Raw genomic sequence first — 5,822 nt, 5'->3', positions numbered from 1 at the left:
GGCGGCCAGGATGGGCTCCACCCAGGTCCATGCGGCCTCGACCTCGTCGCGTCGCATGAACAACGTCGGGTTGCCCCGGACGACGTCCATGAGCAGCCGTTCGTAGGCATCGGGCAGTCGGGCCTTGAAGGTCTCGGCGAAGCTGAGATTGAGGTGCACCGGACGCAACCGCACACCGCCCGGACCCGGCTCCTTCGCCATCAGGTGCAGGCGTACGCCCTCGTCGGGTTGCAGGCGCAGCACGAGACTGTTGGGGGTGATGGTGTCCTCGATCCCAGGGAAGATCGAATACGGCACCGGCCGGAACTGCACCACGATCTCCGACGCGTGACGGTCCAGCCGCTTGCCGGTGCGGAGGTAGAAGGGCACACCGGACCAGCGCCAGTTCTGAACCTCGACCTTCAGCGCCGCGAACGTCTCGGTGGTACTCGCGGCCCCGTCCACCTCGTCCACCTCGTCCCGGTAGGAAGGCACGGGAGCCCCCTCGACGAAGCCCGCCGTGTACTGTCCCCGAACGACATATCGTCCTATATCACTATTTGTTATCGGCCGCAACGCCTTGAGAACCTTTAGTTTCTCGTCGCGGACCGCCTCGCGATCCAGCCGGGTGGGCGGTTCCATCGCCACCAGACACAGCAGCTGCAGCAGATGGTTCTGCACCATGTCGCGCAGCGCGCCGGAACTGTCGTAGTACCCGCCGCGTCCACCGACACCGATCGACTCGGCGACCGTGATCTGTACGTGGTCGATCGAGCCGGAGTTCCACAACGGCTCGAGCAGCGAGTTCGCGAAGCGGAGCACGAGCAGGTTCTGCACGGTCTCCTTGCCGAGGTAGTGGTCTATCCGGAAGATCTGCTCCTCGGCGAACACCGCCCCGACCTCGTCGTTGATCCGGCGTGCGGACTCAAGATCATGACCGATCGGTTTCTCGAGCACGACCCGGGACTGGGCGGTGACCAGCCCGTTGTCCCGCAGACCCATACAGATCGGCCCGAACAACGCTGGCGCACAGGCCAGATAGAAGACCCGCACCCGTTCCTTCTCGCCGTCCAACAATGCCCGCAGACCGTCCCAGGCGCTGTGCTCCTCGACGTCGACCGTGACGTGGTGCAGGCGCTGGAGGAACCGAGCGCGGGCATCCACCTCGCCCGCTGCGGCCGGGACGAACCGGCGCAGCTCCGAGTCGACCTTGTCGCGATATCCGGAATCGTCGAGGCCGGCTCGCGACACGGCGATCACGCGCGAGTCGGCTGTGATCGCCGCGTCGCGGTCACGGTGGTAGAGCGCAGGCAGCAGCTTGCGCATCGCGAGATCCCCGGTGCCGCCGAAGACGACTACGTCGCAGGACGCGACCGACGCGAGGTGCGCCATGGACTCTCCCTTCGAAGTGGGCCTGCCGTAGCGAACATCACACTAAGCGCGACCTATGTACCATCAATGGATGACTTATGTATTTTAAGTTAAAAACTTGCCCATGTATAGTCTTTGAGGTGTCGAAACGACAGTGCTTGACTGCTGATTCGTGATGAGACGGCATGCCCTCGCTCCAGCCGGGGAGGTCTTTCGGCTTATCCGCGGCGGGGAGGCCGCCACCCGGGCCGACATCGCGAGCCTCACCGGCATGTCTCGCACCGCGGTCGCGCTGCGGGTGAGCCAGCTTCTCGAACAGGGGCTCGTCGTGGAGCGCACCGATGGTCCCTCCACCGGCGGCAGGCCACCCTCGCGGCTGGAGTTCCACACGTCGGGAGGGGTCGTGCTCGCCGCCTCCATGGGTGCGAGCCGAGCACAACTCGCCGTCTGCGATCTGACAGGGAAGATCCTGGCGGAGGACGACTTAGAGGCGGACATCCGCGAGGGGCCCGATGCGGTGCTGCCCGAAGCCGCTGGCCGCCTTGAGCAGCTGCTTGCCGGGTCCGCCCACGCTCGCGACACCGTACGGGGCGTCGGCGTCAGCGTTCCCGGGTCGGTGGACGTCGAGACCGGGCGCACGGTCAGCCCACTGGTGCTGCCCGGATGGGATGGGGTCGCGATCCCGCCGTATTTCACCAACCACTTCGCGGTGCCCGTGCTCGTCGACAACGACGTCAACGTGATGACGCTCGGCGAGTACCGGACGCAGTACGACACCCAGCATGTGCCACCTGTCGGCGATCTGCTGTTCGTCAAGGCCTCGACCGGCATCGGCGCAGGCATCATGAGCGGCGGGCGGCTGCAACGTGGCGCGCTCGGCGCGGCAGGCGAAATCGGGCACATTCGTGTCTGCGACGGCGGTGGCGCGGTCTGCCGATGCGGCAACGTGGACTGTCTTGAAGCGGTCGCCGGTGGATGGGCCCTCGTCAGACGACTGTCTGAGTCCGGTCGCGCAGTCGACGGCGTACGCGGCGTCATCGACCTCGTGCGTGCAGGCGACCACGAGGCGCTGCGACTGGTCCGCGAAGCAGGGCGCCGAATAGGCGAAGTGCTCGCCGCAGCCGTGAATCTGCTCAATCCCGCCTTCGTGGTGATCGGCGGCGACTTGGCGCACGTGTACGACCCGCTGGTGGCCGGGCTGCGTGAAGTGCTGTACCAACGGTCCACCACCCTTGCGACGCGCTATCTGCAGATCCTGCCGAGCGTGCTCGAGGAGCGAGCGGGCATCATCGGCTGTGCCGTCATGGTTCTTGAAGAGGTCCTCTCACCTCGGTCCATCGACACTGCGCTGGCCGCGGCTCCGCCACGGTCGATCGCCCGGCAATAAGAGCGACCGGCAATAGGGACGTGGCGTCGCAGGGCTATTGCCGGGCGCTCTTGTCACCCGAGTCGAATGCCGGTCGTCGGGTCGAAAAAGTGCACCTCAGCCGGGTCGACGGACAGTCGTAGCAACTCGTTGCGGTGGATCTGGATCCGTCCGTCGGCCCGGACGACGAACGCGGCTGGGCCGTCAGGCAGGTCGACGGCGACATGGATGTAGGTGTCCGAACCGAGATCCTCGACCAGCTCGACCCGGCCGGTGACAGTGCCGCCGTCCACCTGTTCGACCGGCGCGAACGATTCCGGTCGGATGCCGACTCGTACCTGGGTGAGCTGCTCGGCCCCCGCCGCGGCCAGGGCGGCGGCCGGCAGTTCCACCCGCAGCCCACCGAGGACGGCGCAGCGGCCCACCAGCGGCACGGTGTGCAGGTTCATGGCCGGGGACCCGATGAACCCGGCGACGAACACGTTGGCCGGATAGGTGTACAGCTGCCGGGGCGTCGCTACCTGCTGGAGGACGCCGTCGCGGAGCACCGCCACCCGATCGCCCATGGTCATCGCTTCGACCTGGTCGTGGGTGACGTACACGGTGGTGACGCCGAGACGTGCGGTCAGTTCCGCGATCTGGCTCCGGGTCTGGACACGCAGTTTCGCGTCGAGGTTCGACAGTGGCTCGTCCATGAGGAAGACCCGCGGTTCGCGCACGATGGCCCGGCCCATCGCGACCCGCTGCCGTTGCCCACCGGACAGATTCTTGGGTTTGCGGGCCAGGTAGGGCTCCAGGTCGAGCAGGCGTGCGGCCTCGCGGACCCGCCGGTCACGTTCCGGTTTCGCCATACCCGCGATCTTCAACGCAAAACCCATGTTCGCCGCGACGTCCATGTGGGGATACAGCGCATAGTTCTGGAACACCATGGCGATGTCACGGCGGGCAGGCGGCAACGCGGTGACGTCGTCGCTGCCGATCCGGATCGTGCCGGCGTCGACGCTTTCCAGACCGGCGAGCATTCGCAGGGCGGTGGACTTACCCGACCCGGACGGCCCGACCAGCACCATGAATTCTCCGTCGTCGATACGGAGGTCGAGCCGGTCCACCGCAGGGGCTGCGCCGGCGCCAGCATAGCTGTGCGTGGCATGGTCGAAGACAACGGAAGCCATGGTCACCCCTTGAGGCCGGTACGGGAAACACCCTGGACGAACGCACGCTGGAAGACGAGGAAAAGAATCAGTATCGGCAGGGTCGTCATGGTCGCGAACGCCATGATGTCGCCCCACTGGATCGGTGGCTGGGTCTGGAAGACTGCCATGCCCTGCGACAGCGGTCGTACCGTCGATCCGCGGGTGACGAGCACCGGCCACAGCAGTTCGCCCCAGCTGAACAGGAACGACAGGATCGCCACGGTCGCGTAGACCGGGCGGGCAATCGGGACGATCACTCGAGTGAAGATGGTGACCGGTCCGGCGCCGTCGACCCGGGCCGCTTCCTCCAGTTCCCGCGGGATACCGAGGAAGAACGAGTAGAAGAGATAGATGAAAAAAGGATTTGCGAGGAACGGAATGATCTGGACACGGTAGGTGTCGAGCCATTCGATGCGGGCCATCATGAACAACAACGGGATCGCGATGGCCTGAAAAGGAATGATCGCGAGAGTGACGACTATACCGAGCAGGAGCTTTCGACCACGGAACCGCATCCGGGCGAGCGCGTAACCGGCCAGACTGTTGACCACAAGGCCACCGAGCACAATACAGGTTGTTATCAGCACCGAGTTGAGGAACAGGCGGCCGAACTCCGCGCGGCTGAACGCGTCGGTGAAGTTGTCCAGCGATGCCCCGAACGGCACGAACGCCTTCCAGCTGGCACCGTCGGCGAGTACGCGGTCATCGGGTTTGAATGCGCCGACGACCATGAACAGGAACGGGAACGCGAAAAACACCGCGAGTAGCACGAGCAGCACGTAACGACGCAGGAACCGCCAGGGGGAGCCCCGGCTGGGATGTGGTGTGGACCCGCCATCGTTCGCCGTCGGGTCCACCGTGGCGGCGGCTGCGTCGGGCTGCGGGCCCGCATTGGGCCCCGGGTTGTGGGCCTGCAGTGTCGCCATCAGTCCGCTTCCCTCTCGCGTAGCAGCAGACGCTGCACCAGCGTGACGACGCAGACGATGAGGAAGAACACGACCGCGATGGCCGAACCGCGAGCGATCGCCTGCTGGTTGAAACCGACGTCGACCAGGCGGGTCATCATCGTCTGGGTGGCGTCGAGCGGCCCGCCACGGGTCATGACGTACACCTGATCGAACAGCCGGAACGACAGAATCGTGGTCACGGTCGCGACGAACACGAGCTGGTTGCGCAATCCCGGAACGGTGATGTAGCGGAACTGTTGCCACTGGCTCGCACCATCGATCTCCGCCGCTTCGTACAGTTCTCGGTCGACGTCCTGCAGCCCGGCCAGCAGGACCACCATCTGGAAACCCACACCCTGCCAGATCGACATGAAGATGACGGCGATCAGCGCCAGTGCGCTGCTGCGAAGCCAACTGGGGCTCAGGTGGCCGCCGGTAACCGCGCGAAGCACACCGTCAATGATGCCGATGTCAGGATCGTACAGCAGCTTCCAGATTGTTGCCGCCACCGCCATAATCATCACAACCGGCGCGAAATAGGCGGTTCGGAAAAGCGATATGAAGCGAATCTTCTGGTTCACCAGAACGGCGAGCCACAGTGCGAACGCCGTCTGCACCGGCACGACCACAACGGTGAAGACAGCATTGTTGACCAGCGATCGCTGGAACACCGGGTCGGCGAAGATACGCCGGTAGTTCTCCATCCCCACGAGCCGCACTGGAAGTGGTGAGAGGAGCCTCTGGTTGGTGAAGGACAACCCCACCGCCAGCAGGAACGGCACGACGATGAACAAGGTCAGCAGGACGACGGCCGGTCCGCTGAACAGCCAGCCGACCGTCTGTTCCGCCGGCTGGAAGGTAGGCCGTCGGCGGTAACCGAACCAACGGGTTGGGCCGTCACGCGCATTCGGCCGGGGCCGTGCCGGCAGGGCCTCAGTAGGCACGAGGGGTTCGCCTCCTGTCAGT

General features: G+C 65.4%; 5 protein-coding genes. 1 reads left to right on the top strand and 4 read right to left on the bottom strand.

Going from position 1 to position 5,822, the window contains the following annotated elements:
* On the bottom strand, positions 1-1,371 hold a 1,371-nt coding region (zwf, locus tag U9980_RS12200), incomplete at its 3' end, for a glucose-6-phosphate dehydrogenase (RefSeq protein WP_322768011.1).
* Positions 1,372-1,525: 154 nt separating this feature from the next.
* Between zwf and U9980_RS12195 the strand changes: the two genes are divergently transcribed.
* Complete coding sequence (locus U9980_RS12195; protein ID WP_322768010.1) at positions 1,526-2,737, top strand: ROK family transcriptional regulator; 1,212 nt, start codon at positions 1,526-1,528, stop codon at positions 2,735-2,737.
* Between the two features lie 53 nt (positions 2,738-2,790).
* Here the strand turns inward: U9980_RS12195 and U9980_RS12190 are convergent, their stop codons facing one another.
* From U9980_RS12190 to U9980_RS12180, 3 genes are all read right to left on the bottom strand, one after another.
* Entirely contained in the window at positions 2,791-3,888 is a 1,098-nt protein-coding gene (locus U9980_RS12190; protein WP_322753743.1) for an ABC transporter ATP-binding protein, read from the bottom strand.
* 2 nt (positions 3,889-3,890) lie between these two features.
* Positions 3,891-4,835, bottom strand: coding sequence for a carbohydrate ABC transporter permease (locus U9980_RS12185; RefSeq protein ID WP_322750768.1), 945 nt, complete (start codon positions 4,833-4,835; stop codon positions 3,891-3,893).
* Positions 4,835-5,822, bottom strand: a 988-nt coding sequence (locus U9980_RS12180) for a sugar ABC transporter permease (protein ID WP_322768009.1), incomplete at its 5' end; no start/stop codon positions are given. The genes U9980_RS12185 and U9980_RS12180, both read right to left, overlap by 1 nt.

Source organism: Protofrankia sp. Cr1, assembly GCF_963555865.1.
Taxonomy (GTDB): domain Bacteria; phylum Actinomycetota; class Actinomycetes; order Frankiales; family Frankiaceae; genus Protofrankia.
The sequence above is the reverse complement of the archived record's forward strand: the minus strand, read 5'-3'. Positions and strand labels throughout refer to the sequence as shown.

Coding starts and splice junctions, on each gene's coding strand:
- U9980_RS12195 (WP_322768010.1), top strand. CDS start 1,526: ATGAGACGGCATGCCCTCGCTCCAGCCGGGGAGGTCTTTCGGCTTATC.
- U9980_RS12185 (WP_322750768.1), bottom strand. CDS start 4,835: ATGGCGACACTGCAGGCCCACAACCCGGGGCCCAATGCGGGCCCGCAG.
- U9980_RS12190 (WP_322753743.1), bottom strand. CDS start 3,888: ATGGCTTCCGTTGTCTTCGACCATGCCACGCACAGCTATGCTGGCGCC.